At 62.1% G+C, this 26,685-nt stretch carries 24 protein-coding genes; 12 read left to right on the forward strand and 12 right to left on the reverse strand.

Translation table 11 applies throughout. From position 1 onward, the window contains the following. Positions 1-16 precede the first annotated feature (16 nt). The 8 genes from ACVJGD_RS16480 to ACVJGD_RS16515 form a co-directional block, all read right to left on the reverse strand. Positions 17-844 carry a metal-sulfur cluster assembly factor gene (locus ACVJGD_RS16480; RefSeq protein ID WP_456635323.1) on the reverse strand — a complete coding sequence of 276 codons (828 nt, stop codon included), beginning with the start codon at positions 842-844 and terminating at the stop codon, positions 17-19. A gap of 5 nt (positions 845-849) precedes the next feature. Further along, a complete protein-coding gene (locus ACVJGD_RS16485) occupies positions 850-1,872 on the reverse strand; it encodes an amidohydrolase family protein (protein ID WP_456635324.1) in 1,023 nt (340 codons plus the stop codon). 122 nt (positions 1,873-1,994) lie between these two features. Continuing rightward, positions 1,995-2,366, reverse strand: a complete 372-nt coding sequence (locus tag ACVJGD_RS16490) for an MmoB/DmpM family protein (protein WP_456635325.1) — start codon at positions 2,364-2,366, stop codon at positions 1,995-1,997. Positions 2,367-2,372: 6 nt separating this feature from the next. Beyond that, positions 2,373-3,443, reverse strand: a complete 1,071-nt coding sequence (locus ACVJGD_RS16495; protein ID WP_456635326.1) for an aromatic/alkene monooxygenase hydroxylase subunit beta — start codon at positions 3,441-3,443, stop codon at positions 2,373-2,375. A gap of 53 nt (positions 3,444-3,496) precedes the next feature. Further along, positions 3,497-4,537 carry a 2Fe-2S iron-sulfur cluster-binding protein gene (locus tag ACVJGD_RS16500; protein WP_456635327.1) on the reverse strand — a complete coding sequence of 347 codons (1,041 nt, stop codon included), beginning with the start codon at positions 4,535-4,537 and terminating at the stop codon, positions 3,497-3,499. 84 nt (positions 4,538-4,621) lie between these two features. After that, the gene (locus ACVJGD_RS16505; protein WP_456635328.1) at positions 4,622-6,292 is read right to left on the reverse strand and encodes an aromatic/alkene/methane monooxygenase hydroxylase/oxygenase subunit alpha; all 1,671 of its coding nucleotides are present in this window, start codon (positions 6,290-6,292) and stop codon (positions 4,622-4,624) included. Positions 6,293-6,912: 620 nt separating this feature from the next. After that, positions 6,913-7,965, reverse strand: a complete 1,053-nt coding sequence (locus tag ACVJGD_RS16510; RefSeq protein WP_456640273.1) for an NAD(P)-dependent alcohol dehydrogenase — start codon at positions 7,963-7,965, stop codon at positions 6,913-6,915. A 104-nt stretch (positions 7,966-8,069) separates the two neighbouring features. Next, the gene (locus ACVJGD_RS16515) at positions 8,070-8,567 is read right to left on the reverse strand and encodes a winged helix-turn-helix transcriptional regulator (protein WP_456635329.1); all 498 of its coding nucleotides are present in this window, start codon (positions 8,565-8,567) and stop codon (positions 8,070-8,072) included. 180 nt (positions 8,568-8,747) lie between these two features. Between ACVJGD_RS16515 and ACVJGD_RS16520 the strand changes: the two genes are divergently transcribed. The 3 genes from ACVJGD_RS16520 to ACVJGD_RS16530 are packed head-to-tail and all read left to right on the forward strand — an operon-like array spanning position 8,748 to position 12,456. Then, positions 8,748-9,230, forward strand: a complete 483-nt coding sequence (locus ACVJGD_RS16520; RefSeq protein ID WP_456635330.1) for a (2Fe-2S)-binding protein — start codon at positions 8,748-8,750, stop codon at positions 9,228-9,230. A gap of 5 nt (positions 9,231-9,235) precedes the next feature. Further along, positions 9,236-11,605 (forward strand): xanthine dehydrogenase family protein molybdopterin-binding subunit, encoded by a 2,370-nt coding sequence (locus ACVJGD_RS16525; RefSeq protein WP_456635331.1) that lies wholly within the window; start codon positions 9,236-9,238, stop codon positions 11,603-11,605. Further along, the gene (locus tag ACVJGD_RS16530; RefSeq protein ID WP_456635332.1) at positions 11,602-12,456 is read left to right on the forward strand and encodes an FAD binding domain-containing protein; all 855 of its coding nucleotides are present in this window, start codon (positions 11,602-11,604) and stop codon (positions 12,454-12,456) included. The genes ACVJGD_RS16525 and ACVJGD_RS16530 overlap by 4 nt, the downstream gene beginning before the upstream one ends. Here the strand turns inward: ACVJGD_RS16530 and ACVJGD_RS16535 are convergent. From ACVJGD_RS16535 to ACVJGD_RS16550, 4 genes are all read right to left on the reverse strand, one after another. Next, entirely contained in the window at positions 12,436-12,939 is a 504-nt protein-coding gene (locus tag ACVJGD_RS16535) for a winged helix-turn-helix transcriptional regulator (protein ID WP_456635333.1), read from the reverse strand. The two genes, ACVJGD_RS16530 and ACVJGD_RS16535, sit on opposite strands and share 21 nt — an antisense overlap. Before the next feature lie 146 nt (positions 12,940-13,085). After that, a complete protein-coding gene (locus ACVJGD_RS16540; protein ID WP_456635334.1) occupies positions 13,086-14,351 on the reverse strand; it encodes a CaiB/BaiF CoA transferase family protein in 1,266 nt (421 codons plus the stop codon). Between the two features lies 1 nt (position 14,352). Next, on the reverse strand, positions 14,353-15,150 hold the full coding sequence (locus ACVJGD_RS16545) for an enoyl-CoA hydratase/isomerase family protein (RefSeq protein WP_456635335.1): 798 nt from the start codon (positions 15,148-15,150) through the stop codon (positions 14,353-14,355). A gap of 217 nt (positions 15,151-15,367) precedes the next feature. Continuing rightward, on the reverse strand, positions 15,368-16,330 hold the full coding sequence (locus ACVJGD_RS16550; RefSeq protein ID WP_456635336.1) for a GlxA family transcriptional regulator: 963 nt from the start codon (positions 16,328-16,330) through the stop codon (positions 15,368-15,370). An 80-nt stretch (positions 16,331-16,410) separates the two neighbouring features. Here ACVJGD_RS16550 and ACVJGD_RS16555 point away from each other — a divergent pair, with 80 nt between their 5' ends. The 9 genes from ACVJGD_RS16555 (at position 16,411) to glnT (ending at position 26,683) form a co-directional block, all read left to right on the forward strand. Continuing rightward, the gene (locus tag ACVJGD_RS16555) at positions 16,411-17,661 is read left to right on the forward strand and encodes a sarcosine oxidase subunit beta family protein (protein ID WP_456635337.1); all 1,251 of its coding nucleotides are present in this window, start codon (positions 16,411-16,413) and stop codon (positions 17,659-17,661) included. Between the two features lie 26 nt (positions 17,662-17,687). After that, a complete protein-coding gene (locus tag ACVJGD_RS16560) occupies positions 17,688-17,942 on the forward strand; it encodes a sarcosine oxidase subunit delta (protein WP_456635338.1) in 255 nt (84 codons plus the stop codon). Between the two features lie 2 nt (positions 17,943-17,944). Continuing rightward, positions 17,945-20,935 carry a sarcosine oxidase subunit alpha family protein gene (locus ACVJGD_RS16565; RefSeq protein ID WP_456635339.1) on the forward strand — a complete coding sequence of 997 codons (2,991 nt, stop codon included), beginning with the start codon at positions 17,945-17,947 and terminating at the stop codon, positions 20,933-20,935. Then, positions 20,928-21,542: a sarcosine oxidase subunit gamma gene (locus ACVJGD_RS16570; RefSeq protein WP_456635340.1), complete on the forward strand. Its 615-nt coding sequence runs from the start codon at positions 20,928-20,930 to the stop codon at positions 21,540-21,542. The genes ACVJGD_RS16565 and ACVJGD_RS16570 overlap by 8 nt, the downstream gene beginning before the upstream one ends. Before the next feature lie 126 nt (positions 21,543-21,668). Next, positions 21,669-22,331: a helix-turn-helix domain-containing protein gene (locus tag ACVJGD_RS16575; RefSeq protein WP_456635341.1), complete on the forward strand. Its 663-nt coding sequence runs from the start codon at positions 21,669-21,671 to the stop codon at positions 22,329-22,331. A 104-nt stretch (positions 22,332-22,435) separates the two neighbouring features. Then, positions 22,436-23,332 (forward strand): class II glutamine amidotransferase, encoded by an 897-nt coding sequence (locus ACVJGD_RS16580; protein ID WP_456635342.1) that lies wholly within the window; start codon positions 22,436-22,438, stop codon positions 23,330-23,332. Continuing rightward, on the forward strand, positions 23,332-24,018 hold the full coding sequence (locus ACVJGD_RS16585) for a GltB/FmdC/FwdC-like GXGXG domain-containing protein (RefSeq protein WP_456635343.1): 687 nt from the start codon (positions 23,332-23,334) through the stop codon (positions 24,016-24,018). The genes ACVJGD_RS16580 and ACVJGD_RS16585 overlap by 1 nt, the downstream gene beginning before the upstream one ends. A 9-nt stretch (positions 24,019-24,027) precedes the next feature. Then, positions 24,028-25,359 (forward strand): FMN-binding glutamate synthase family protein, encoded by a 1,332-nt coding sequence (locus ACVJGD_RS16590; protein ID WP_456640274.1) that lies wholly within the window; start codon positions 24,028-24,030, stop codon positions 25,357-25,359. A gap of 25 nt (positions 25,360-25,384) precedes the next feature. Continuing rightward, entirely contained in the window at positions 25,385-26,683 is a 1,299-nt protein-coding gene (gene glnT / locus ACVJGD_RS16595; protein ID WP_456635344.1) for a type III glutamate--ammonia ligase, read from the forward strand. Positions 26,684-26,685: the final 2 nt, after the last annotated feature.

Genomic DNA, 26,685 nt, shown 5'->3' on the forward strand with positions numbered 1-26,685 from the left:
GCGCAGCAATGCTGCATCATGCAACCGCGGCGGAATGCTTCTCGGCCGTCGAGCGCATGCCACAGCCGCTGCCGCAGCCTCCGCATGGCGCGTCGACGGGGGTCCGTCCCGCACCATCCCCATCGGGTTTGCGATAGCGCGCCGCAAGAAGGCCTCTGCACAACGAGCTGTTGAACTCCATGTTGATGCGCACTCCCCGCAGTCGTTGCAGATATGAGACGAGTTCGTGGCGCTTGATGGCGTGTCCGTCGTAACTGACGAAGGCCTGATCGCCGGGCCGCCGGACAAGGCGTCGTTCAACCAGAAGTTCGCGATAGCGCGGCTTCTGGCGCGCGGCTTCCTCCGAGTCGAAATCCACCTTGTCGTAGGCGCTCAAATTCATCTGACAGATCGCGTGGTCGTCATAACCGGCCTCTCGCAACGCCAGAATCACGACCTCCTGGCGTCGCTCGAACGCCTTGCGGCGGAACTTCTCCCGCACCTCGTCAAGAGACCCTCCGGACGCAAAGTCCTTGAGTGCGTCGCCGAATGATTTGCCTTCGTTGACGCCACGATTGATTTCTGCCGCGACCATGTGATCCCGGAGCTGCGGTCGCGCCTCGCGAACCCACGGCAGCGAGGAAACCGCCCGACGCATGTCGTCGGCCATGAGGAAAGCGAAGTTCGCCGAACACCAGTACGTCGGCAAACGAAAGACGATATCGACTCCGCCGTCATCATCGACGGTGACGAGCTCAATGAACCCGAGATCGGTTATGGACTCGTCCAGCTCGGGATCTGTCACCAACGCGAGGCGTGCCCACACCTCACGGGTCTTTCGGTCATGATGAAGGACAGCGTCCATCGTTGTCACTCCGCTGCAGTTGCGTGCGCTGTTCCCGCGAGCTTGACCTTCTGCGTCTCGACGTCCACGCCATAGAGGCGGGCAGCGTTGAGACCGAGGATCTTCTTCTTTGCCTGCTGCGTCAGATCGACACCGTGCTCCTGCTTCAGATCGTCGGGTAGCTGGAAGTTCCAGAACTTCTCAACCAGCCAGCGAGGCGTCCAGATGGCGTAATCGCTGCCGAAAAGCAGCTTGTCTTCGCCAACCCAGAACAGCAGTTCACTGATCACTTCGGCGAAATAGCGCGGACGGCCGTGGATGAACGGCAGCGCCACCGCGAGGCCGCCGTAGACGTTGGTCTCCTGCACCGCGATCCAGCAGAAGTCGTCCAGTCGCGGCAAACCGCAATGCTCGATGATGAAATTCAGGCCCTGGAAGTCGGTGGCTGCATGATCGACGTCGTGAACATCGAAAGCATCCTTGTCCAATGGAATGATCGTAGGCCCCTTGTGGACATGGATGTTCTTGATGCCAAGCTTCTCGCAGAGTTCGAAGCAACGATAGGCGTTGGGATCCGTGAGCTTCCAGCCTCGCGACTCGCCTTTCCACTCGGCCGTATAGAGCTTCACGCCCTTTATGCCGAACGTCTCCTTCATATAATGGATGTATTCGAGCGCCCGCTCTCCATCGCGCGGATCAAAGGCGCCGTTGACAATGAAGCGGTCTTTGTACAGCTTCGCCATCTCGGCGTTGCGGTCGATGGTGTTGAACCCGTTCTTGTAGAACTCCGTCAGGTACGTCGACTGTACGATAGCCATATCGTCGGGCCCGTCGACGAACAGATCGTGATACATCTGCTCGGCACTGTACTTCTCGAACTGGTCCTTGGGCCAGAGCTTGTCCGGCGGGCTGAGCGAGGTGTGGTAGGTATAGAAGCAGTCGATGAACTGCTTGCCGTGAATATTGCGTTGGTTCGCCGGACTGCCGTCCCAGAAATGGGTGTGCCCGTCAATGACGAAGACTTCCTCGCCGGTGGGGGTTATGAACATGATAATCTCCAAGGTTTTGCCAAGTGCTTTTCCATCAACGTCGGATCGCCGACCGTACGAGAAAGCGGTGGAGCCGCAACCGCCGGAATGCGGGTCCACCCAGTCTCGGGAGGTGCAAGAGTTCACTCGATGTATTCGAAGACCTCTTCCATGTTGCCGAACAGCGTCACCGTATTGTCGTCGATACGCACCATTCGGCCATAGTGGGTCGAGGTATTCACTTCGAAGATCTCGGCCGTCATATCTTTCCCGAGAATCTCGCTGATCTCGTCCATCTTGAAGACCAACTTGCCAACGCCGTCGATGCGGATCAGCGCCGGCTGATAGGTCACGGTCACGGTCGGCTTCTTCGCCATGAATTCGGCGATGGCGCGCGCTTCCACGCTGTCATTCATCGTGATGCCGCACTGATGAGAAATCGTCTGGTCGAAGACGATGTCTCCCATCTTCTGGAAGATGTTCTGGTTGGTTGCAGTTCTGGAAGCAACGGACATTGCAATTTACTCCTTGGGAAGGGCGAGGCCGAGCTCGCCGAGAATCTTCTTGATGCGTTCGACCGACTGCGCGCGGGCGTCGGCGTACTGCACCGGCTTCGAATGCGGCTGCGACCAGATCGGCTGCAGGCCGGCGGCCGCCTTGTTGGCGAGCGCCACGTGCTTGTCCACCCAGCCCTGGAACAGGTTCTTGTTGTGGGCGGCATGCTGATTGTCAGTCACCAGAAGATGCAGCAGGTCGATCGTGTTCGCGAGATTGCGCTCATAGTCGGCCTCGGCCGCCGAAATAACCGACGGCGTGATGAAGTCGCCGTTCGACGAGGCCACCTGCATCAGGAAGCCGCTACGGAAGAGTTCGCCGACGAGCGGCTCGAACGCGATGTTGGTGGCAAAGTACTGCTCGAGATAGTCGGCCGACCCCATGATCGACTCGACCGCTTCCCGGGTGCCTTGCCAGCCCTTGTCTTCCAACCAGGTGCGCTTGCCCGCGGTGTCGTCGAAGCCCGGAATGTCCATTCCGATCTCGGCGAGATAGAGCGTGATATCCTGCGCAAGGCGAAGCTTGTAGGAAGAGTTGGTCAGCGTCGCGTTGTTGATCATCTGAGTATAGCCGTAGCGCTGAGCCTGCATCAGCGAGGTGCCGAGGCCAAACTCGGCATGTTTCCATGCGCCGAGGTGGTTTTGCAGGATTTTGACCCACGCTTTATTGAACGCCTTCGGCGCGCCGGACTTGCGGCCGTTGGCGATCACCGATTGAACCATCGCTTCGATCTTGGACTGCCGCTGGTAGTGGGTGCGCTCCCACTCCTGGTCGGGAGCACGGAATGCATGCCAGTTCGAGCTCAGCGCCGCTGTGTTGTCCTTGGTGTAGGCGCCCTTCCCATTTGGAAAAGCGATGATCCAGTCCTGCAGCAAGTAGCGTTCCGGATCCGGCTGCACATCGACGGTCACGTCCTCGTAGTGCGTCGCCCGCTTGCTGCGCGGCTCGAAATACCGGTACCTGCGGCTGTCCGAATCGGGAAACACCGCAGCGCCTGCTGCACCGGATCCCACTGAAACACTTGGAACTGCAGTCATCGTCTTCCTCCTCCCATTGCTGGCTATACACTTGCTTCGGCACTCGGAAAGTCTCAGTTGCTGGCTGGTGTGAACTTGTCGAAGAAGATGCGGTCGGACTCGACATCGTTCATCTGCAACACCGGCGTCAGCGCTTCGATCATCGGCGATGGTCCGCAGGCATAGACGTCGACGTCTTCGCCATATCCCGAGCTCCGCAGGTGTGCTCCGACCGCTTCGTGCACGAAGCCCTTTTCTCCGCGCCAGGCCGTGTCATCGACTGCGTGAGAGAGGACAGGCACGAACGTGAAATCCGGATGCTTTGCGGAGAGCTGGGCAAAGCGATCGAGATAGAAAAGATCGTTTTGCGTCCGCGCCCCGTAGAAGAAGTGAACCGGTCGCGCTTCCCCGGAGCTGATGTGATCGTGGAGGATCGACCAGAGCGGCGACATTCCCGATCCGCCTCCGACCAGGATCATGGCTCCGTTTCTGTTTTCTCGCCGGAAGCAGGTGCCGTAAGGCCCTCTGATCCCGACCCTGGTTCCGACGGCGAGGTCGCCGTCGAGCCGGGAGGAGAAGCGTCCGTTCGGGTACTTCTTGATGATGAATGCGAGTTTTTGGCCTTCGAGCGGCGAATTTGCCATGGAAAACGAACGCGTAATCGTCTCTGCCCCCGAGAGCGTGATGTCGACATATTGACCCGCCCAGAACTTCAGAGGTTGCTCCAGCGAGATCTCGAGATGCCTGATGTCGTGGGTCAGCGCGGAGACGCTCGTGACCGTGCCCGTGAAGTCCTTGACCGGGATCGATTTCGACAGCACCTCCTCGTCATAGTTGAGGAGCTCTACTTCAAGATCCGAGTAGGCCAGCGTCCGGCACAACAAAATGTAATCCTGGCCGCGCTCCATCTCGTTGAGGGCGAACGTCGAGTATTTCTTCAGCTCCACATCGCCTTCGGTAAGGACGCATTTGCACGCCGAGCACTGTCCTTCCTTGCAGCCATGCGGCAGCGCGATGCCCTGGCGGAAGGCGGCGTCGAGAACGGTTTCGTTCTCCTCGACCTCGAACTCGATGCCTACCGGATGCAGGCGAACGACATTAGCGGGCGCGCCCATGGGGCCTCCTCAAACCAAGGCTTGCAGATCTTCCGGGGATTGATTTTGGAAGGAGCCAGCCAGTGCCGGCTCCCTCCGTTTCGCTTAGTTGCAGGGATTGATGGTGAATCCCTTACGGTACTCGGCTAGATGCGCTTCTCGGTCGGCCGGGCTCATGTCTCGCAGCGTCATCAGCGGGCTCTTCAGGGTGTGGCCGCGGACGTCGTCAAGCGTCCACATCTCCTTCTCGTCGAAGCGCAGGTGTGGCTGCGGGACCAGAGTCTTGCCATCGGTCCGGACGAAGCCGAGATCCTTGAGCGCATCGGCGAGGTCCCAACCATCGTAGCAGCTTTCCCATTCACGCCGTCCGCTGAACCGGCCCATCGCAGGCGTCGGTCGTCCCTCATATTCGTCGGCGAATGCCTGCACGGCAGTCCAGCGATCCAGCTCATGCGCGAAGGTATAGAGCTTGCCGTCGATCTCATCGGTGACGATGTCCTCGCGGATCAGGCAAGGCACCAGGCACGACCAGCAACGGTGCGGATAGACGTAGCCGACATCGCTGTTGAAGAGGATGTTGGTCTGGCCGCGGTGCGACAGCTTCTCGTACCATTTCCAGAACTCGCCGAACTGGGCGTACCAGCCCGGATATTTGTGCTCGAACCACTCGAAGTCCTTGTCGGTCTGAGCTTCGATCCGCCAGAAGTTCACCGGCCAGCCAACCGCGAAGAACTGCGCGACCCTGTGGACGTAGTGCTTCTCGGTCAGGCGTTTCCAGGCTGTCTGGACGTCGTCATGATGGATCTTGATGCCGTATTTCTCGAGCGGCAGCATATAGGTGCGGTAATAGTCCTCGAAGATCCAGCGATGCCACATCTCCGCATAGGACTCCTTGTTCTTGTCGCGGTTCGTGGTTCCATACTCGATGAAGGTTCCGATCGCGGCATCGACGATCGCGTGGTTCTGCCAGAAGGCGTAGCGCAGGTCCCGCTCGATCAGCACATGGTTCTCGGGCTCCTTGAGCATGGACATCAGCATCGAATGGCCGTTGCCGATGTGCCGGCTTTCATCCGACTGCACGGAAAGGAACACGGTCGGAAGCGCGTAGTCGCCGTTGCGGGCCGCTTCGGATGGCATCGCCACAAACAGCGTGTTGGTAAACGCGGTCTCAGCCACGACGGTCAGATAGATGTTGGCCGAGGTGATCGCGTCACCGGTGATGAAGCCCTCGCCGAACTGACGGCCGATCGTGGTGGCGTAGCACTTGCCGAACGCCTCTTCCGTGATATCGAACCCCGCCGGATCGATGTAGTTCTCCATGTACCACTTCTTGAGATTCATCTGGATCGTCGAGTGACGGAACTCGTCGACCATCTGCATCGTGAAGCCGGTGCGAAGGTCCTCACCTGGAGCGAGACGGCCGACCATGGCCATCGATCGCGCCGCCGAGATCTCGGGGAACGGGATGATCGCCAGGAACAGCTTCATCCACTCGACCCATCGCGGCTCGACGTTGCGGAACATGTCGCCGCGCAGGGCCGCGTCGAGCGCGCCATAGACGCGGTTGTCCTTTTCCTCCTGCATCGGGAAATAGGAGCGAAGGACCTGCTTCATCGGATCCTTCGGCGCCTTCGTGATCTTGTAGTCCGTGGGGAAGGTCATCGCTTCCTGGACGTAGGAAGGATTCCAGCCGAGATCTGCAATCTTCTTTGCAGCCTCACCGACGGAAATGCCGCGCTGGGCGGTGATCTTGTTGAGCGTTAGCGTTCCAGACATCTAGTCTATCCTCCTGATCGAGTCAGAAACCACATCGATATTCCGCCTGCCCAGGGCCTCGACGGGCCGGGCAGTGCTTACCCGTGCGTTACGGGCCACCTCGCGGTCGCTCGCACGACCGGACGTTTGATATCGGCAAGGGTCTCAGGATGACTGTGGAGCACTCCGCGGACGATCAGCAGCGATCCTCGAACCAGTGGTCTTCCGATCGCAATCATGCTGTCCCGCACAAGATACGCCCTCAGCTAGGCATCCCCTTCCCTCGTTCTTTTCGCGGCTCGCCCCAGACGATGGACCAGTCAGCGTTGTTGTGCTCAGGAGCTTTGCAATGGGCATGCCAGCTCATCCGAGTGCCTGGCCAGGCGATTTCTGACGACGTGAGCGCGGGGATCAGTTCAGGCGGAGGCATCACAACCGTTGGCGTGCGACCGACCGAGATGCAAATTGCGACAGAAATTGCAAAATGAGAATCTCTGCGACGCATAGGCGTCAGTTTGCATTGCATCGTTTGCACTGCAATAGCGACCCATTCGCGCCGAGGCATCCGCAATGACATTTGACTGGCGGACGCCAAATCCATCGCGAGCAAATGCTGCCCGCGATGGATTACATGGTCATGGTCAAGGAATCAAAACCGCGCGCCCATGAATCTTGCCGGCATTGAGATCGTGCAACGCCTTGTTTGCGTCAGCGAGACGATATTCGGCAGTTGCGAGTTCAACCAGGCCCCGATCCGCAAGCGCCATCAACTCAGTTAGCTCGGCCCATGTGCCGACTAAATTGCCGATGATGTTTTTCTCGGTAATCACCATATCCACAGTCGGGACACGGATGTCCTCGCCATAACCAACGACGTAGTAGCTGCCCATCGGGCGGGTCATGGCCAGTCCCTTGGAGGTCGTGCCTTTCTCGCCGACGAAATCGATCACCGCTTCCGCGCCGTTGCCGGCCGTCAATGCCAAAACGGCTGCTACTTCGTTGCCGTCCGCGTTCACAAGATGGTCGGCGCCTGACTTTTCGGCCAACTTCAGCGACGCTTCGGATTTGTCGACCACAATGATGTCGGCCGCACACATCGCCTTGAGGCACTGGATTCCAATGTGACCTAATCCACCGGCGCCGATAACGACGCAGGATTCGCCCGGCAAAAGGTGGCGAGTAGCTTTCTTGACTGCGCGATAGGCCGTGAGGCCCGCATCGGCGTAAGGCGCCACATCCTTTGGCGCAAGCGTCCGCGGCAGCGGCACGACATTGCGTTCCGAGGTGCAAAGGAATTCTGCATAGCCGCCGTTGCAATCAAGGCCCGGAAATGTGCCGGGACCGTGCATATCGAAGCCTCGGCGACAGGCGAGACACGTGCCGCCGGTGATCTTCGGGTGAACGATGACAGGGTCACCCTTCTTCAGTCCCTCGACTTCCTTGCCAACCTCTTCGATCCAGCCTGCATTTTCGTGTCCCATGATAATGGGCAGCAGCTTGTCGCCGGTCGGATCCATATGCGGTTTCCATACGCCTTCGATGATGTGAAGGTCGGTCCTGCATACGCCGGCACCGCCGATGCGGACGACGACGTCCGTCGATCTAGTCAGCTTGGGATCAGGCACTTTTTCCTCGCCGACCCACCGGTCGTTGGAAAGCTTCTCGTCATACGCTCTCAATACTTGGGCTCTCATGTTGTCCTCCGTCTGCCCGGCGAGCTTTGCGCTCGCCATCGCGGAGGCGCCTCAGCATTTTTCGTGCCAGCGGATCTGTTGGTGCAGCGCAAGCGCGCGTATTGTCACCGCGACCTATTGAACTTCGTCAGCCGCCATCGCACGAGATCGTCGGCACCGGGGCCGGCTTGCGGCCGCACATCGCGCCGACGAATAACCTCACCCGATTTTTCATCGACAAGCGCAAGCTTGACCGCCCGCCCGCTGTTTTGATCGACGAATTTCAGCGGCGGACCTTTCTCACCGGCGATCTGCCATTTGTCGCCGACCTGCGCGAGAGCCTGGATCACGAGAATAACGTCTGCGCCCTTTCGCGTCAGAACATATTCATGGCGGTCAGGACCCGTCTGATACAGACGCCGCTCAATCAACTCATTCTCTTCAAGATGCTTGAGACGATCGGACAGGGTGGCATGAGTGACGCCGGTCGATTTGCGGAAATCCTCATAGCGGCGGAGCCCAAGGCCGAGATCGCGCAGGATCAGCATCGCCCAGCGGTCGCCGACGGCGTCCAGAACACCGGCAATCGAGCACACCATTCCTTCAAAACTCTTGGAGCGCATCGTGATCACCTCTGCAAATCACTCTAATCATTAGAGTAATTTGGCTATAGGCGCAACCTCCGTAAAAACCTTGCCTTTTTGTCACTCTTATTATTAGAGTAAACGGCTGAATGGAGAAGGGAACGGCTATGACAGACGCGGTCGTCAGACCGCGACGGGAGGATACATGGCTGAGGATACATGGCTGAAGCTGAGAAACGTCACGCTGTGACCATCGAGATCAACGGCACGCACCGGACGTTCGAGGTCGAGAGCCGCAAGCTGCTGGTCCACCTGATCAGAGACGATCTCGGCCTGACCGGAACGCATGTCGGCTGCGACACCTCCCAATGCGGCGCCTGTACCGTCGAGATCGATGGACAGGCGACAAAATCATGCACGGTGCTGGCCGTCATGGCCGACGGCGCCTCGATCACGACGATCGAGGGTGTATCGCCGGCGGGATCGCCCCTGGATCCGGTGCAGATGGCCTTCCATGAGCATCACGCGCTGCAATGCGGCTTCTGCACGCCGGGCATGATCATGAGCGTGCGGCAGTTGCTGCGCGATCATCCCGATCCGAGCCAAGACAAGATCCGCCACGGCATTGCCGGCAACATCTGCCGCTGCACCGGCTACCAGAACATCGTGCGCGCCGTCGAATCCCTTGTCGCGAAAGGCTGATCGTCATGAACACAGCCGTGCTCCCTTACATCGGCCAGCCACTGAAGCGCCGCGAGGATTTTAAGTTCCTGACCGGCAAGGGACGCTATGTCGACGACATCAGGCTCCCCGGCATGCTCCATATGGCGATCGCGCGATCGCCGCACGCGCATGCCATCATCAAGAACGTCGACCTCAGCGCGGCAAAGGCAGCGACTGGCGTTCGCCTCGCCCTCTCCGGCCGAGACCTTGAGGGCAAGATCGGCCCGATCGTTCCGAACTGGGTCATCCCTGGCACCAAGGTGCCGTTCCGTCCCGTGGTCGCCATCGATCGCGTACGGTTCGTCGGCGAATGCGTCGCGCTGGTGGTGGCGGAGACGCAGGCGCAAGCCTATGACGCCGTCGGCCTGATCGACGTCGACTATGAGGTGCTGCCCGCCGTCGTCGATGAAGAGGCCGCGATCGCTGCGGATGCGCCGCAACTCCATGACAACGTGCCCGGCAACATCACCACCATCTACAAGGTGCGCGGCGGCGACTATGCCGTTGCGGCCCGCGAGGCCGATCAGGTCCTGAAGCTGCGCGTGATCAACAACCGCCTGATCCCGACCTGCATGGAAACGCGATGTGTGGTCGCCAATCCAGATCCTGACGGCACGTTGACCGTGTACATGCCGAGCCAGGTGCCGCACATGCACCGGCGCTGGATTGCCGAGACCGTCGGCATTCCGGAACACCTTTTGCGCATCGTTGCGCCCGATATCGGCGGCGGCTTTGGTGCCAAGATGCACCTCTATCCGGAGGAGCTGCTCTGTCCGCATCTGGCGCGCGAGCTAGGAATGCCCGTCAAATGGTGGGAAAGCCGTTCCGAGAGCCATCAATCGACCAGCCACGGCCGCGCCCACACCGAAAACATCGAGGTCGCGATCAAGAACGACGGCACCATTCTCGGGCTGAAGGTCGAGACAACAGGCAATGTCGGCGCCTACCTCTCCAACATGGCGAGCGGTGGGCCGACCGTGAACACCGTCAATTTCGGCACCGGCACCTACAGAATTGCGAACTATGAGGCGACGTCGCGCGTCGTTGTCACCAACACCGTGCCCGTCGATGCCTATCGTGGCTATGGCCGGCCGGAAGGCGCCTATATCGCCGAACGTGCCATCGACGCCGTCGCGCGTCATCTGAACCTGGATCAGGTCGAGATCAGGCGCAAGAATTTCATTCAGCGCGCCGATTTTCCCTATCGGCCATATGGCAGCACGGGCGTGATCTACGACAGCGGTGATTATCAGGGCCTTCTCGACAAGGCGCTCGCCGCTTTCAACTATGAGGCTCGCCGGAACGAACGCGAGACCTTGCGCCGCAACGGCATCTACCGCGGCATCGGCGTTGCCGCGTACACCCATATGTGCGGCATGGCCCCGTCGCGGCGTCTTGCGTTGATCGGATTCGATCGCGGCGGCTGGGAGAGCGCGCGGGTCGCGATCGATTCCAGCGGCCGCGCCACGGTGTATTCGGGTTCGATGAGCCAGGGCCATGGGCACCTCACCTCGCTGTCGCAGATCGCCGCCGACGTGCTGCAAATCCCGATCGAGAACATCGACGTGATCCAGGGCGATACCCGCCAGGTGCAGGCTGGCCACGGCACCTTCAACTCCCGCTCGATGGCGGTCGGCGGATCGAGCCTGCATGTCTGCTCGCAGCGCATCGTTGCGAAAGCAAAGAAGATCGCGGCGGGCATGCTGGAGGTGGACGAGAAGGACGTTGCCTATGCTGCAGGCCAGTTCAGCGTGCCCGGCACCGACATCGCACCTTTGACCTTCGGCAAGGTCGCACGTATGGCCTATGTCGGACACAAGCTCCCCGATGGGGTCGCGCCAGGCCTCGACGAAACCGTGTTCTACGATCCGACCGGCATGAGCGCACCGTCCGGCGTCCATCTTGCCTATGTCGAGGTCGATCCCGAGACCGGGATCGTCGACATCATCGACTATGTCGCGGTCGATGACGTCGGCACGTTGATCAACCCGCTGTTGGCGGCCGGACAGATCCACGGCGGCGTCGTGCAGGGCATCGCGCAGGCGCTCTATGAAGAGGTCAGCTACGATCCCGACAGCGGACAGCTCCTGACCGGCTCTCTGCTCGACTACGCCGTGCCGCGCGCCGAGCACGTACCCAGCATCACCTCGCTGTTCCAGGAGACGCCCTCCCCGACCAATCCGATCGGCGTCAAGGGCATTGGCGAAAGCGGCTCGATCGCGGCGCCGCCCTGCATGGTTCACGCCGTGCTCGACGCCTTGTCGCCCTTCGGCATCAGCCACCTCGACATGCCGCTGACCCCACCGCGCATCTGGGCGGCGGTGCAGAGCGCACGCAACGGAGCAAGCCAGTGATCCCCGCGGCCTTCGATTATGTCCGTGCAGGCTCGCTTGCGGAGGCCATCGATCTCCTGCAGCGTGATCCGGATGGCACGAAGCTGATCGCAGGCGGTCATACGTTGATCCCGACGCTGAAGCTTCGGCTGGCTTCGCCCGCGCTGCTCGTCGACATCCGCGGTATCGCAGAGATGAAAGGAATTCTGATCAACAGGGACAGCATCCGTATTGGCGCGCTGACGACGCATGCAGAACTGCTTGCATCCGAACCGCTCCACCAGGTGCTTCCGATCTTCCGTCAGGCGGCCAATCTGATCGCCGATCCGCAGGTACGCAACCGCGGCACCATTGGCGGATCGCTCGCCAATGCCGATCCCGCAGCCGATTGGCCGGCCATCGTGATCGCGTTGAAAGCAGAGTTGGAGATCGTCGGCGCCGGCGGATCAAGGCGCGTAGCGGCGAATGACTTCTTTGTCGACATCTTCTCCACCGCGCTGGAGCCCGGCGACGTGCTCGCCGCGATCCATATCCCGCGCCCGGCGGCGGACATGCGCTTCACGTACCGAAAGATCCGCCATCCTGCGAGCGGCTATGCCGTCGTCGGCGTCGCAGCCGGCGTGCGCGTCAACGCCGGCGTCGCCGCGGACGTGTCGATCGGCATCACCGGCGCGGCGAGCCACGCCTTCCCGGGTGATGTCGCGGCAAAATTTCTGACCGGCAAGGCATCGTCGCAAGAAAATATTGCGGAGGCCGCGAGACTTCAGGGCGCAGCGACCGAGTGCCTGTCGGACCGCTACGCTTCGGCCGAGTATCGCGCGAGCCTGGTCAGAACGGAGATAAAGCGTGCGCTACTTGCCCTTGCGGCGTGAGGCGCGCCTCCGCGCGTCGGTCGCCTTCCCGGCCGAAGCCACGCCGCCAAACCGCTTGCGGTTGAACGGCACGGCGCCTGTTCCCGCGACCACCTCGACGTCCTCAAGGCGGAGCGGCTTGCCGCCGGCGGTCCGCAGTTCAGGATATTCGATCGGACGTCCGGCATACCGGTCGCGAAAAACCACCTGCGGACCTTCGGGCTCTGCGAGCCAGTCGTCGCCCCATTTCTTCAACGCAAGATAGGCGGGAAAAAAGTCACGTCCCTTGTCGGTCAGAACATATTCAAATCGCCCGGCATGCTCCGGCAAGGGCACACGATCCATGATACCCGCGTCGACAAGTTTCTTCAGCCGGCTGCTGAGAATGTTGGGCGCTACGCCGACATAGTACTCGAATTCGTCAAACCGCTTTACACCATAGTAGGCCTCTCGCAGGATCAGGATCGTCCAGCGGTCGCCGACGACTTCCATGGCTCGCGCCATGGAGCATTCCTTGTTTGCGAGACGGCTTTGCCTGACGCCGGACATGGCTCTCCTTCGGCTCCGAATTCGGCCCATACCATATTGGGCCGGATCCGTTCATGTCCAGTCTCACTGCACCTTGGTATTTCGGCCCGTCTTCCGGTGGATCAGGCCGCCTGACCCGGTTCGGTCTGCGGCTTGACGGCGACCTCTGGCTCCAGTGCACGCCGATGTGTCACCAGCGCCCCGGCTTCGCCCAAGCGCTTCAACTCAGCTTCACTGACGCCGAGCTCGCTGAACACCGCAACGTTGTGCTCACCCTGAAAGGCCGGCGTCCCGATCGGCTTCAGCTCTTCGGCCGAGAAGCGCCAGGGCCGTCCCGGCAGGCGATACTGACCGCCGCTGCGGTCAGATACATATTGGACGGCACCCCAATATTCGCTCCATTCGGATGCCGTGAGCTCCTTGATCGAGCGGATCTCGCCCATCGCGATCTTGGCCTCATCGAACTGGGCGTCCAGCGTTGCCATGTCCGGGAAGGTCAGTATCCACGACTGGATGATCTGGTGAAGCGCGCCGAAATTCAGCCGGCGTGCGGCCGCACTGGAGAACCGCGGATCGTCGATGAGGTTCGCGCGACGCATCGCGCGCAACCATGACGGAAAAGTCCGGCTCCCGACAATGCTGGTCGCAACCGTGAAATGCTCACCTTGCGGCCCGGTGAAGAACGAGCAGTCGGTGGCGCCGAGCACGGCAGGTTCCGCTCCAATGTCGTCGCCGGAGAGATCGACATGCGCGCGTTCGTTGACCGCGAGCAGCGTCGCAGCCATCGCGACATCAATGTACTGGCCGCGCCCGGACTTCTGGCGGCTGTTGAGCGCTGCCAGGATCGCGATCACAGCCTGCAGCCCTGCATAGACGTCCGCATGCGATAGGCTGTCGGTGCGCGGTTCGATCAGCGCACTACCATAGTGGCGAACGCTGTTCTCGGTGAAGCCGGCCTCGGCCTGTACGGTCGGGGCGTAGGCCATCCGGCTCCGCCACGGCCCTCCCTGGCCATAACCGGTGATCGAAGCATAGATCAGTCGCGGATTTCGCTTTGAGAGAGTCTCATAGTCGAGACCGAAGAAGCCCAGCGTGCCCGCACGAAAATTCTCCACGATGATATCAGCCGTGTCGCAGAGCTTCAGCGCCAGCTCATAGGCCCCGGGCACATTGAGATTGATGCTGACATTGCGCTTGCCGGCATTCTGCTGCGCGTAATAGCCCGACATGCCGTCGGTCGACGGAAATGCGAAGCGCGAGACATCGGGACTCGGCGGCTCGATCTTGATGACCTCGGCGCCAAGATCCTGCAGTGTCCGCGCGCATAACGGGCCGGCCAGCACACGGGAGAAGTCGACAACACGGATTCCGCTCAAAGGGCCGCTCATGTCAGCGCCCCGCGAACTTTGCGAGACCCGGGCCATTCTTGCGGAATGACGCGAGACCGGCCTTCAGGTCTTCCGATGCCCAGATCGGCGCCTGCACTCTTGCCATCGCCTCATCGGCAGCCGCAACACCTTCGCTGACGGCGATATAGGCGAGCTGCTTCGTGGCCGCATGCGCTACGGTCGGCCCCTGTGCGAATTCTTCCGCAAGCGTCATCGTGGTCTGCTCCAGCGACTCCTCCGGCACAGTGAGATTGATCAGCCCCCACTTCTCCAATGTCGGCGCGTCGTAGCGCCGTGCCAGCATCGACATCTCCTTGGCGCGCTGCGCGCCGATGCGCTGCACCTGCCGCTGGATTCCGCCAAGCAGCGGATGAAGTCCAAGTGTGGCCTCGACCGATCCAATCTTTGCCGAAGAGGCGGCGATGATGTAGTCGCAGGAGAGCGCAAGCTCGAGTCCGCCGCCGAGGCAGACGCCGTGAACGCTGGCGATCAACGGAATCGGCAGCAATTCCATGAAGCGCAGGAATTCGACGCCGTTCAGCCGCCTGTTTTCACTGGCCTGATCAGCGGCACCAGCGGCGACCCGTTTATCGAAGATATCCAGATCCGCCCCGGCAGAGAAATGACGCAGTCCGCTGCGGATCACGATAGCACGGCTGCCGGCCTTCTGGGCCGCCTCCACCTGCTCGACAAGCGCATTGATGAGCCTGGGGCCGAGCAGGTTGTACGGCCGATAAACCATGGCCAAAACGGAGATGTTGCCGCGCTCCTCGCGCGTCACGAGCACGTCCTCGGACAAAGTTGCCTCCTGTGTGCCGGGGCTGCTTTCGCAGTCGCCGCATTATTCTTGAAAGTCATGCTACATTTTGACTTGCATTTTGCAAGTCAATAATTGTTCTCCGATACGTGATCCTGGCGCTCGACCCGATTTCTCAATACGCCGATCTCACGCGTATTGCCGCGGCGGCCTGCAGGTGACGAGCGCCCCCGACCGAGGACAACGCGCTGACGCCTGGTTAATCGACCAATCGTTCCTGACGCGGCGTCAGTCCGAACTGCTGCCGGTAAATTCGTGAAAAATGCATCGGGGTCGAAAAACCGGTGGCAAGCGCGATCTCGCCGACCGGCATGGTGGTCTGCCTGAGCAACAGCCTCGCGCGCTCGATCCGTATCTGCAGGTAGCGTTTCTTGATCGTGGTGCGAAGATGTTGCGCGAACAAACGCTCAAGCTGACGCACCGAGATGTCAGCGAGCCCGGCAAGTCGGTCCGGTGTAAGCGGCGCATCGATGTTCTGCTCCATGCGCGACAGTGTCGCGATGAGCTTTGGGTGATGCACGCCGAAGCGCTCCGTCGGCGAAAGACGCTGGGCAACCTCACCGCGACGAATTTCGGTCTGCAGGAACCAGTCGCTGACGGCAGCGGCAACTGACGGCCCATGATCCATGCGGATCAGTGCATGCATCATGTCGAGTGCCGCTATCCCGCCGGCACAGGTGAAGCGGTCGCGATCAATCTCAAACAGCGAGTGGCTGAGGTGAAGAAAGGGAAACGTCTCGGTAAAGGCCGGAATATGTTCCCAGTGGACCGTGCATCTGTATCCGTCAAGGAGTCCCGCCTTGGCCAGAAGATAAGGTCCTGCCGACACGCCACCCAGCCTCACGCCATGGCGCGCGACCTTTCGCAGAAAGGCAAATGTCGGCGGGTGATTGAAGGTTTGCGGATTGCCGCCGGCGCAAACCACGATCGTATCGAGCCGGCCGGCATCCGCGATGGAGGCGTCGGCTTCGATGCGCACCCCATTCGAAGCTGTGATCTCGGTGCCTTGGATCGCGATGTGACGCCATCGATACAGATTTCTGCCGGTCAGGACGTTGGCGGCGCGCAGTGGCTCAATGGCGGACGCATACGACATCAGCGCAAATCCGGGAATCAGCAGGAAGCCGACCCGGGTGCTTCGCGCGCTGTCGCGAACAGGCATTTTTTGGTCGTTTTTGGCCATGTCGAGACTTGAATATCAGCGCATGCTGCCGTCCACAAGCTGACCACGGCGATCCACGCATGCGCTATTCGCTTTTCGCCCTCGCCCGCCAGGCCCTTCGCGGCAATCGCGACTGGCAGCCGGTATGGCGCGATGCCGAGCCCCGACCGAGCTACGACATCGTCATCGTCGGCGGCGGCGGGCACGGGCTCGCAACGGCTTATTATCTCGCGAAGCAGCACGGTGTGCGCAACGTCGCCGTTGTCGAGAAAGGCTGGATCGGATCCGGCAATGCCGGACGCAACACCACGATCATCCGCTCCAACTACCTGCTGCCCGGGAACGAGCCCTTCTACGAATGGTCGATGAAGCTGTGGGAGGGGCTGGAGCAGGACCTGAACTACAACGCCATGGTGAGCCAGCGCGGCGTGCTGAATGTCTATCATTCGGATGCGCAGCGCGATGCCTTTGCCCGGCGCGGCAACGCCATGCGTCTGGCCGGCGCCGATGCGCAGATGCTCGATGCGGAAGCCGTGCGCCGCATGCTGCCGTTCCTCGATTTCGATAGCGCCCGCTTTCCGATCAAGGGCGGACTGCTGCAACGGCGCGGCGGCACCGCACGTCACGACGCGGTGGTGTGGGGATATGCGCGTGGCGCGAGCGATCGCGGCGTCGACATCATCCAGAACTGCGAGGTCACCGGCTTCCAGCGCGACGGCAATCGGGTCGTCGGGGTCGACACGACCAGGGGCACCATCCGTTGCGGCAAGGTCGGACTTGCCGTCGCCGGCAGCAGTTCCCGGGTGGCGAAGCTGCTCGGTCTGAAGCTGCCGATCGAAAGCCACCTGCTGCAAGCCTTCGTCTCGGAAGCCATCAAGCCTCTGATCCCGTGCGTCGTCACTTTTGGCGCGGGGCACTTCTATGTCAGCCAGTCGGACAAGGGCGGCCTCGTCTTCGGCGGCGATATCGACGGCTACAACTCCTATGCCCAGCGCGGCAATCTCCCTGTTGTCGAAGACGTCTGCGAAGGCGGCATGGCGTTGATGCCCGCGATCGGGCGTCTGCGGCTGCTGCGCTCCTGGGCCGGCCTGGTCGACATGTCGATGGACGGCTCGCCGATCATCGACCGGACGCCGATCGACGGCCTCTATCTCAATGCCGGCTGGTGTTACGGCGGCTTCAAGGCGACGCCGGCGTCGGGTTGGTGCTTCGCGCATCTTCTGGCGCGCGACCAGTATGACCCCGTCGCCAGCGCCTTTCGCCTTGATCGTTTCGAAACCGGGCACCTGATCGATGAAAAGGGTCAGGGCGCTCAACCCAATTTGCACTGAGCCTCAGAGGCTGTCGGTCAAGAGACATGCGGATCCCATGCCCTTATTGCGGTGAGCGCGACCTGAGCGAGTTCGTCTATTACGGCGATCCCGTTCCGCGCCCCGATCCGGCCGCCGCCGATGCTCCGCGCAGATTCTACGAGGCGGCGTATCTGCGCGACAACCCGGCCGGCCCGCACGAGGAGCTCTGGTACCACGCCAATGGATGTCGCGGCTGGCTGCGCGTCAGCCGTGACACCCGTACGCACGATGTGCTCGGCGCGACCTTCGCGGGGAAATGATCATGGGCAATCCACCCCGCATTGCATCAAACAGATTGAGCTCAGGCGGCCTGATCGACCGCGAGCGGCGGCTGCATTTCTCGTTCGACGGCAGGACATATGGCGGCTATGCCGGCGATACGCTGGCTTCGGCACTGCTCGGCAACGGCGTCAAGCTCGTCGGCCGCTCGTTCAAATATCACAGGCCGCGCGGCGTCCTCACCGCCGGCTCGGAGGAGCCCAATGCGCTTGTCGAGCTGCGGAAGGGAGCACGCCGCGAGCCCAATACGCGGGCGACGACGGTCGAACTGTTCGACGGGCTGGAAGCGCAAAGCCAGAATCGCTGGCCTTCCCTGAAGTTCGATGTCGGCGCGATCAACTCGCTGTTCTCGCCGCTGTTCGCCGCCGGCTTCTACTACAAGACCTTCATGTGGCCGGCCTCGTTCTGGGAGAAGGTCTATGAGCCAGCGATCCGCCGCACCGCCGGTCTGGGTCGCGCCAGCGGCGAAGCCGATCCTGACAGCTACGAGAAGATGCATGCCTTCTGCGACCTTCTCGTTATTGGTGGCGGTCCGACGGGCCTTGCCGCGGCGCTCAGCGCCGGACGATCCGGCGCCCGCGTGATCCTGTGCGATGAGGACTACGTCCTGGGTGGCCGGCTGAACGGCGATGCGCGGGAGATTGACGACTGTCCGGGCTCGACCTGGGCGCAGGACACAACGGCCGTACTCGAGGCGATGACGAACGTGCGGGTGCTGCGCCGGACTACCGTGTTCGGCGTCTATGACGGCCGCACCTTCGGCGCGCTGGAGCGCGTCGCGGACCATCTTCCGGCACCGCCGCCGCACCAGCCGCGCCAGCGTCTGTGGAAGATCGTCGCCAGGCAAAGCGTGCTGGCGTCGGGCGCAATCGAACGGCACATTGTTTTCGGCGGCAACGACCGGCCCGGCGTGATGATGGCATCGGCCGCGCGAACCTATCTGAACCGGTTCGCCGTGGTCCCGGGCAGCCGGGCGGCCGTTTTCACGAACTCCGACGACGCCTGGACGACAGCACTCGACCTCGCAAAAGCCGGCGTTCAGGTCGAAGCGATTCTCGATACGCGGACGGAGATCGATCCGCGCCTCGTGAGCAAGGTCAAGCGTGCGGGAATTGCGATCTTTCCCGGCGCACGGGTGCTCGACACGCGCGGAACGCATGAACTGAGGACCATCTCCGTTCGCAGCGCAGATGGGCAGCTCAGCAATCTTGCGGTCGATCTGCTCGCGGTGTCGGGCGGCTGGAATCCCAATCTCGGCCTGACCACGCACCTCGGCGGACGGCCGGACTGGTCAGATGCGCTGGCGGCCTTCGTCCCCGGCAGGGTCCCTCCCGGCATGACGGTGGCGGGCGCGGCCGGCGGCTCGTTCACGCTCGCAGACGCCTTGCGCGAGGGCATGGCGGCAGGAACCGCGGCGGCGGAAGCGGCAGGATTTGCGGCCCGGCCTCAGCCCCTTCCCAAAGCCGACGACGACCATGTCGGCGTCAAGCCATTCTGGCATGTCACCGCCTCCCGCTCGAAGGCCTTCGTCGATTTCCAGAACGACGTGACCAGCGAGGATGTCGCACTCGCCGCGCGCGAGGGGTTCAAGTCGGTCGAGCTGCTGAAGCGCTACACGACGCTCGGCATGGCCACCGACCAGGGCAAGACGTCGAACGTCAACGGCCATGCGATAATGGCGCAATTGACCGGGCGGCCGATATCGGAGGTCGGGACCACCGTGTTTCGTCCGCCCTACACGCCGGTGGCGATCGGCGCGTTCGCCGGCCATCATCGTGGCAGGCACTTCAGGCCGATCCGCCTCACCGCCGGACATCGCTGGGCCGAGCAGCAGGGCGCAAGCTTCGTCGAGGCCGGCCAATGGCTGCGCGCGCAGTGGTTCGCAAAACCCGGGGAAGCCGACTGGCTGACCACCGTTTCGCGCGAAGTGAGGGAAACCCGCGCCGGGGTCGGGGTGTGCGATGTCTCGACCCTCGGCAAGATCGATATCCAGGGCACCGATGCCGGCCTTTTCCTCGACCGGATCTACGCCAACATGTTCTCGACCGTGCCGGTCGGCAAGGTCCGCTACGGCCTGATGCTGCGCGAAGACGGCATCGCGATGGACGACGGGACCTCCGCCCGGTTTGCCGACGATCATTTCGTGATGTCGACCACCACGGCCAACGCAGGCAAGATCATGCAGCACCTGGAGCACGCCCGACAGGTGCTTTGGCCTGAGCTCGACGTGCAGCTCGTCTCCGTGACCGAGCAATGGGCGCAATATTCGATTGCCGGTCCCTGCTCGCGGGCGCTGCTGGAGCGCCTGCTGGGCGACGCATGCGACGTCTCCGACGTGGCCCTGCCCTATCTCGGCTGCGCCGAATTCATCTGGCGCGGCGTGCCGACGCGGATCTTCCGCGTCTCCTTCTCCGGCGAGCTTGCCTATGAACTCGCGGTACCCGCCAACTTCGGCGACGGCGCGATCCGGGCAATCATGGGAGCCGGCGCCGAATTCGGCGTCATCCCCTACGGCACCGAAGCGCTCGGTGTGATGCGCATCGAGAAGGGGCACGTCGCCGGCAACGAGCTCAACGGCATGACGACGGCGGCCGATCTCGGCCTCGGCCGCATGATGTCGAAGAAGAAGGATTTCATCGGCCGCGTGCTCGCGGAGCGCCCCGGGCTTCTCGACCCGGAGCGGCCGGCGCTGGTCGGCATCCAACCCGTCGACCGGGCCGCGCGGCTTCGCGCCGGCGCGCATGTTCTGGCGCGCGGAGCCAAGGCGACGATGGAGAATGACGAAGGCTATGTTACGTCGGTCGCGTTCTCGCCGATGCTCGGGCGCTGGATCGGTCTCGGCTTCATCGCGCGCGGGCCGGCGCGGATCGGCGAACGCGTGCGCGCCTATGATCCGGTTCGCGGCGGCGACACCGAGGTCGAGATCGTCTCTCCCATCTTCCTTGATCCCGAAGGAAAGCGTCTCCATGGCTGACACGGCATTGTCTGGGCTCTCCGCCCTGCCGGATATGGGCTTGCAGCCGCAGCCCGGTGGCGGCGTGATGATCAGCGAGCGCTACGGTCTTGGCATCTCCACCATGCAGGCGCGCCAGGGTCAGGACGCACCCCTGCGAGAATGCATCCGGCAGCATTTCCTGATCGCGCTGCCAGATCGCCCGGCGATCGTTCGCGCGGGCGGCGTGTCCTTCACCGGCATCGGCCCGCATCACTGGCTCGCAGTGAGCGAAGACGGCGGCCACGTGTTCAGCCGCTCGCTCCGGGCGCTCGTCACGCCGCTTGCCTCGGTATCCGATCAGAGCGGCGGCTATATCGTGTTTCGCGTCGGCGGCCGTGCCATCCGCGACACGCTCGCCAAGGGCTTCCCCATCGATCTGGATCCGCGAGTGTTCAAGCCCGGCGACGCGGCGACCACGATCGTCTCGCATATCGGCGCCACTATCTGGCGGTGCGACGACGGCGCGGACGGCAGCGCCTGTTTCGAGATTGCCCTGTTCCGCAGCCTCTCCCAAAGCTTCTGGGAGTGGTTCGCAAGCAGCGCGGCCGAATTCGGCTGCCGGTGGCAAGGCGCAGCCCAGCAATAGCCTCGCTTCCCGCGAGCGAAATCTATGCGCTCATTTCGAGGCCGCAGTTGCCAGCGAGAAATTCGTTATCGCCACCGCTCCCGCCATCGTGTTACGACTCACGCCGAATGACGGGGTAGCACACAGATGAAGAGAAAGACCGCGGCAAAGCCGAACGAGCCGGTCATCGAGACTTCCGATTATCGTACGGGCTCGAATGCGCCGGTCGAAAGCACCCGGAGTCTTGAGCGTGCGCTCGGCGCCAAGATCAGGGACACACGACGCGAGCAGGACCTCTCGGTTCTCGATCTGGCAAGTGCCGCGAACATTTCGGCCGGCATGCTTTCGAAAATCGAGAATGGCCAGATTTCGCCGTCACTTTCGACGCTACAATCGATCGCGAACGCGCTTACCGTGCCGCTTAGCTTGCTGTTCGCCGCATCCGAGGAGCGGCGCGACTGCTCCTTCGTTCGCGCCAAGCAAGGCGTGGTCATCGAACGTCGTGGCACCAAGGTGGGGCATGTGTACCAACTGCTCGGACATGTGAGCGGCGAGGATGTTGTCGTCGAGCCGTACCTCATCACGCTCAAGGAGGAAGCCGAGGCGTATACGGGATTCCAGCACGCCGGCACCGAGTTCATCTACATGCTCACCGGCGAGGTGATCTACCGTCATGGCAACAAGAGCTACCGGTTGCGCCCGGGTGACTCCATGCTGTTCGATTCCGGCGCCCTGCATGGGCCCGAAGTGCTGGTGAAGCGGCCGATGACTTACCTCTCGATCATCGTGTATCCGCGGCGCTCCGCCTAATTCCGCCTCGTCGCGCCCAATTTCTTATCAGGAAAACTTTATTCCTGAAGATTGACGAAGCGTCCGAAGCTGCTACATTTGCTTCCCAAGTCAGGGAGCAGCACATGTGCGGCATCGTCGGATTGTTTCTCAAGAACGAACAGCTCCAACCGGAACTGGGCGAACACCTGTCGCGCATGCTCGCGACGATGTCGGCCCGCGGTCCGGACAGTGCGGGCATCGCGATCTATGGCGCGGGGACCGACGACTCGATCAAGCTGACGCTGCGCGCCGCCGACCCTTCATTGGACCACGATCTCGCCAAGGGACTTGGTGCGGCGCTGAAGGCGCCGGTCGATCTTGTCCGCCGCTCCAATCATGTTGTGGTGACGATTCCGAATGAGCGGCAGCCACAGGCCGTTACCTGGCTGCGCGAGCATCATCCCGAGATACATCTCGTCAGCGCCGGCTCCCGGATGGAAATCTACAAGGAAGTCGGTCTGCCCGAGCGCGTTGCCGACCAGTTCTCACTGCCGGCGATGCAGGGTACCCATGGCATTGGCCATACGCGCATGGCAACCGAGTCCGCGGTGACCACTGATGGAGCTCACCCGTTCTCGACCGGAGCCGACCAATGCCTGGTTCACAATGGTTCGCTCTCCAACCACAACGCGGTCCGGCGCGGCCTCAAGCGCGAAGGTTTCGCCTTCGAGACCGAGAACGATTCCGAGGTCGCCGCGGGCTATCTGACGTGGCGGATGCGCGAAGGCGACAGCCTCAAACAGGCATTGACGTCCAGCCTCGTCGCCCTCGACGGCTTCTTCACCTTCGTGGTCGGGACTCGTGACGGCTTCGCCGTGCTCCGCGATCCGATCGCCTGCAAACCGGCCATCCTTGCCGAGTCCGATGACTATGTCGCATTCGGCTCCGAGTTTCGCGCCCTCTCGGTCTTGCCGGGCATCGAGAACGCCCGCGTCTTCGAGCCGGAGCCGGCGACCGTTTACGCCTGGGAACGCCGGTGATGCCCGCGATCGACCTGGACCGGCAAACCGTCCGAGAACTGAACGGGGCGCTGCACCGTCTGGCACCGGACACCAATGAGACCCTGTGGGAAGTCACGAACTCCGACGGCAAACATGCGATCGGCGCCGGCGTCGATGCGCCCATCGAAATCGATATCAAAGGACATGTCGGCTACTACTGCGCGGGCATGAACAAGCAGGCGTCGATCCGTATCCACGGCAATGCCGGGACGGGCGTCGCCGAGAACATGATGTCGGGCGTCGTTCATGTGAAGGGCGATGCGAGCCAATCCGCCGGCGCCACCGGCCACGGCGGACTGCTGATCGTCGATGGTGATGCAGCCGCTCGCTGCGGAATCTCGATGAAGGGCATCGACATCATCGTCAAAGGCTCGATCGGGGCCATGAGCGCCTTCATGGCCCAGGCTGGCAATCTCGTCGTCTTCGGCGATGCCGGAGAGGCCCTCGGCGATTCCATCTACGAAGCCACCATCTTCGTGCGGGGAAAGGTGAAGAGTCTCGGCGCCGATTGCATCGAGAAGCCGATGACGAAGGAGGACAGAGCGCGCCTCGCCGGACTGCTCCGTCGAGGCGGCATCGAGGACGCCGATCTCGACGAGTTTCGCATGTATGGGTCGGCACGCCGTCTCTACAACTTCCACATCGACAACGTTGCATCCTACTGACGGCATATGATGGCAGCCCCAAGACCGATAAGAACAGAACCGCGCTTCTCAGCGACCTTCGACCGCTACACGATCTCCGAGATTCAGCGCGCCGCGGCCACCGGCATTTATGACATCCGCGGCGGCGGCGCCAAGCGAAGGGTGCCGCATTTCGACGACCTCTTGTTTCTCGGCGCCTCCGTGTCGCGCTATCCGCTGGAGGGCTATCGCGAGAGATGCGGCACGGATGTCGTACTCGGCTCACGCTTCGCAAAAAAGCCGATCCACCTCAAGACGCCCGTCACCATTGCGGGCATGAGCTTCGGCGCGCTGTCGAGCACGGCGAAGGAAGCGCTTGGCCGCGGCGCCAGTATCGTCGGAACCAGCACAACGACTGGCGACGGCGGCATGACCAACGAGGAACGCACGCATTCATCCATCCTCGTCTACCAATATCTCCCATCCCGCTATGGAATGAACCCGGACGATCTGCGTCGCGCCGATGCCATCGAGATCGTGGTGGGCCAGGGCGCCAAGCCCGGCGGCGGCGGCATGCTGCTGGGACAGAAGATATCCAAGCGCGTGGCCGAGATGCGCACGCTGCCGGAAGGCATCGACCAGCGTTCCGCCTCGCGTCACCCGGACTGGACCGGCCCCGACGACCTCGAGATCAAGATCGAAGAACTCCGCGAGATCACGGATTGGGAGAAACCGATCTACGTAAAGATCGGCGCCAGCCGCCCCTATTATGATACGGCGCTGGCCGTGAAGGCCGGTGCAGACGTCGTGGTGATCGACGGCATGCAGGGCGGAACGGCGGCCACGCAGGAAGTCTTCATCGAGAACGTCGGCATTCCGACGCTGGCGGCGGTGCGCCCTGCGGTCGAAGCGCTGCAGGAGCTCGGCATGCACCGCAAGGTGCAATTGATCATCTCCGGCGGCATTCGCAACGGCGCCGACGTCGCCAAGGCGCTTGCGCTCGGGGCCGACGCCGTTGCGATCGGCACCGCGGCGCTGATCGCGCTGGGCGACAACACCCCGGCGCTCGAGGGTGAATACAACAAGCTCGGCACGACGGCCGGCGCCTATGATGACTGGCACGAGGGATTGGATCCGGCAGGCATCACCACGCAGGATCCGGAGCTGGCACAGCGCCTCGATCCGGTGGTCGGAGGGCGCCGGCTTGCCAACTTCCTGTCTGTTCTGACGCTGGAAGCGCAGACGATCGCCCGCGCCTGCGGCAAGAGCCACGTCCACAATCTCGAACCTGAAGACCTCGTCGCACTCACCGTCGAAGCGGCCGCGATCGCCCGCGTTCCGCTCGTCGGCACCAATTGGATTCCTGGCCGGGACCGATACTGACACCTACCGCTCATGAAGAGGCACCATGTCGATCGATCTTGCTGAAGTCGCCAAAGAACGGAAGATCAAGTACTTCCTGATTTCCTACACCGATCTGCTTGGCACCCAGCGCGCCAAGCTGGTGCCGGCCGAAGCAATAGGAGTTATGGCGAGAAACGGGGCCGGTTTCGCCGGATTCGCCACCTGGCTCGATATGACGCCGGCCGATCCGGATATCCTCGCCCTTCCCGATCCGGACAGCCTGATTCAACTCCCCTGGAAGCCGGAGGTCGGCTGGTTGGCCGCCGATCCCTGGATGGCCGGCAAACCGGTCGAGCAGGCTCCGCGCAATATGCTGAAGAGACTGATTGCCACAGCGGCCGACCGCGGCTTTCAACTCAAGAGCGGCGTCGAATGCGAATTCTTCCTGATCTCGCCGGACGGAGAGAATATCGGCGACATCTCCGATCGACAGACCAAGCCCTGCTACGATCAGTCGGCGCTGATGCGTCGCTACGAAGTGATCAGCGAAATCTGCGACGGCATGCTCGCATTGGGCTGGAAACCGTATCAGAATGACCATGAGGACGCGAACGGCCAGTTCGAGATGAACTGGGACTACAGCGATGCGTTGGTCACCGCCGACCGCCACGCCTTCTTCAAATACATGGTGAAATCGATTGCCGAGAAGCACCAGCTTCGCGCGACTTTCATGCCGAAGCCGTTCTCCGGCCTTACGGGCAACGGCTGCCACGTCCACGTCTCGCTGTGGAAAGGCAACAGGAACCTCTTTGAGGACGAAAACGGCGAGCTCGGCATTTCCCCGATCGGATACGCCTTTATCGGCGGCATCATTCACTCTGCCGACGCGCTGGCAGCCATTCTCAATCCGACGGTGAACTCCTACAAGCGGATCAACGCACCGCGCACATTATCGGGGGCGACCTGGAGCCCGAACACGGTCACCTTCTCGGGTAACAACCGGACGCATATGATCCGGATACCCGAAGCCGGACGTTTCGAGCTGCGCCTCGCCGACGGCGCCGCCAATCCCTATGCCATGCAGGCCGCCATTCTCGCCGCAGGGCTCGACGGCATCCAGAGCAACCGCGATCCCGGCAAGCGCCTCGACATCAACATGTACACCGACGGCCATCTGGTGCGGGACGTGAAGAAACTGCCGCTCAACCTGCTGGATGCCCTGCGGGCGCTGGAGGGCTCCAAACTGTTGAGCGAGAGCCTCGGTGAATACGTGCCGGCCTATCTGAAGCTGAAGCACCAGGAGTGGAACGACTTTTCGCGGCACCTCACGCAATGGGAGCGGGAAACGACACTCGATTGCTAGAA

The sequence above is a fragment of the Bradyrhizobium sp. USDA 10063 genome, from assembly GCF_054063735.1.